The 2,085-nt window shown below is 22.0% G+C and carries 3 protein-coding genes and 1 pseudogene; 2 read left to right on the forward strand and 2 right to left on the reverse strand.

What is annotated here, in order from left to right:
* A pseudogene (locus AJ887_RS10565) lies at positions 1 to 742 on the reverse strand (tyrosine-type recombinase/integrase); the annotation flags it as partial.
* A 228-nt stretch (positions 743 to 970) separates the two neighbouring features.
* Here AJ887_RS10565 and AJ887_RS06250 point away from each other — a divergent pair.
* Positions 971 to 1,201 carry a hypothetical protein gene (locus tag AJ887_RS06250; protein ID WP_002779694.1) on the forward strand — a complete coding sequence of 77 codons (231 nt, stop codon included), beginning with the start codon at positions 971 to 973 and terminating at the stop codon, positions 1,199 to 1,201.
* A gap of 12 nt (positions 1,202 to 1,213) precedes the next feature.
* Positions 1,214 to 1,408: a polymerase gene (locus AJ887_RS06255; protein WP_079749752.1), complete on the forward strand. Its 195-nt coding sequence runs from the start codon at positions 1,214 to 1,216 to the stop codon at positions 1,406 to 1,408.
* 344 nt (positions 1,409 to 1,752) lie between these two features.
* Here AJ887_RS06255 and AJ887_RS10210 read toward each other — a convergent pair whose 3' ends face one another.
* A complete protein-coding gene (locus AJ887_RS10210; RefSeq protein ID WP_186820923.1) occupies positions 1,753 to 1,896 on the reverse strand; it encodes a hypothetical protein in 144 nt (47 codons plus the stop codon).
* Positions 1,897 to 2,085 lie beyond the last annotated feature (189 nt).

The following is a 2,085-nucleotide window of genomic DNA, read 5'->3' on the forward strand; positions in this document are numbered from 1 at the left end:
TAAATATTATTTACAATCAAAAAAGCATTGCTTCTATTTAAATGTTTTCCTGTGCTAGTTTGCATTATGTAATCACTATCTTGGATATTTTCTTTAAAATATTCAAGCTCATCATCTACTTCTTTTTTAATAAATGCAAATTGTTCTTTACCGCCCTTGCCTATTATGGATATTTTTAATATTTCATCATCAACCTCTTCAAAATCACAAAGTTTTACATTTAAAGCTTCAGAAATTCTAAGTCCTCCATAAAGCATAAGTTTTATCAGTAAAGAGTTTCTAAAACTATTATAAACTTCTTTTTTTGCTTTTTCTTTCTCTAAAACATTATTTAGCCTTATAATTTCATTTTCATTAAGATAATTTAATTTTTCTTCTGATTTTTCTGTTCTAAATCTAATTTTCTTCATATCAAAGGAAAAAACAAACAAATCATCATTATTATCGCTTATAAAAAAAGCTAGTTAATACTCTCAAATAAGTTATTTTTGTTTTTTTTGATAGTTTATTGCCATTTTTTGAATTATTTTCTAAATAATTAAGAAAATTGACTAAAAAAGTCGTTTTTATATCGTTTATTTGCATTTCATCTTGATAATCTAAAGAATATTCTACAAGATCTAAAAATACACCTATAAAGTAAAAAAGTATTATTTGAATAGGATAATGCTTGAATATGTTTCAAATAAGCTTCTATCCAACGCTCTAAATCTTCGCTTATTGTAGTATTTTTAAGTTTCATTTTATTTATATCCTTTTTTTATAACATAATGGGTAATTATGTTATATTTATTTGCTTGTGTTAATATCAAAATATATATTTTAATAGGCTTATTTTGAAATAAGATTATGTTATATATTTTAAATTATACCATAAAAATATTTATATTTTTGCATTATTTGTCTATTTATACAATTTTTTATTAAAATTATGGTATAATTTATATATTTTAACAAATAAAGGATAAAAATGGAAAAAAATACAATAAATAATGAAAATATTCAAAAAAATGAAATATTAATTCCAAAAAGAGTATTATTTGATGAAAAAACATTAAAAATGATAGAAATGATGATTCCTACTTACAAAGATGAAATTTCTAATACAAATAAAGAAAATGAGAAAATTAATCAAATGATTAAGCTTGCTATAGAAAAAATGTTTAAAAATGATTTTTTGAATAAAATAAATAATTTTTAATTAGGTTTTTTTATGAATAATGTTTTGTTGCACAGAATAACTGAGAAAGGAAACATTCGCTATTATAGCATAGAAATTATTGCCACTCTATTTGAGGAATATATTGTTGAGAGAGTTTACGGAAATGTGCGTTTTAAAAGTTGCACAGGAAGAAAAAATAATGTATTTCCAAGTTTTAATGAGGCACAAATTTTTTTGAGAGGTTAAAGAAACAAAAAATGAAAAAAGGATATGCGTAAGTTTTTGCTTAAAAAACAAGAAAAAACATTGATAAAATAGGCTTTTGAGATAAGCTTTTAGCTAAACTCTCAAAAACAGGTAAAAAATCCTTATCAAATCCGCTAATTTCAATTTTTATAGCCATTTGTATCCTTTCTTATATAATTTTTATTTTTATTATACCATAAAGGATTTTGTTGTAAAATTGGAAAAAACTTTTTTTATATATAAAATTACATAAATAAGACAATCAAAATACAATATAAAAGATTAAAGAATAGTAAAAACGGTTTTTTAAAAAAACTAATATAAATATATGGCTAATTATATAATTAATCCTCCTCTAAGCCATCATTAATTCCTGCTTCTGCAAGTTCAAGCTGTTCTTTTTGATACACTTTATCATCTTTGGCATCTTTAAAACCTTTTAATAATAAAGTTTTCATTTGCTCTATATATTCTTGATATTTACACATATTAATCCTTTTTATTTATCAGGTTTAAAACCACTATCTAAAATTATTTTTGTCGTTGCACCTTTAAGTTTATCAAAACGATTTAAAGCTTGCATATTACTAACTCTAAGCAATCTTATTTTATCATCTTTTTTATAAAACACTTTAAAAACTTCATCACTTTGTTTGTGTTTTACCATATCATCTAAA

This window comes from Campylobacter sp. BCW_6466, from assembly GCF_001762835.1.
GTDB lineage: Bacteria > Campylobacterota > Campylobacteria > Campylobacterales > Campylobacteraceae > Campylobacter_D > Campylobacter_D jejuni.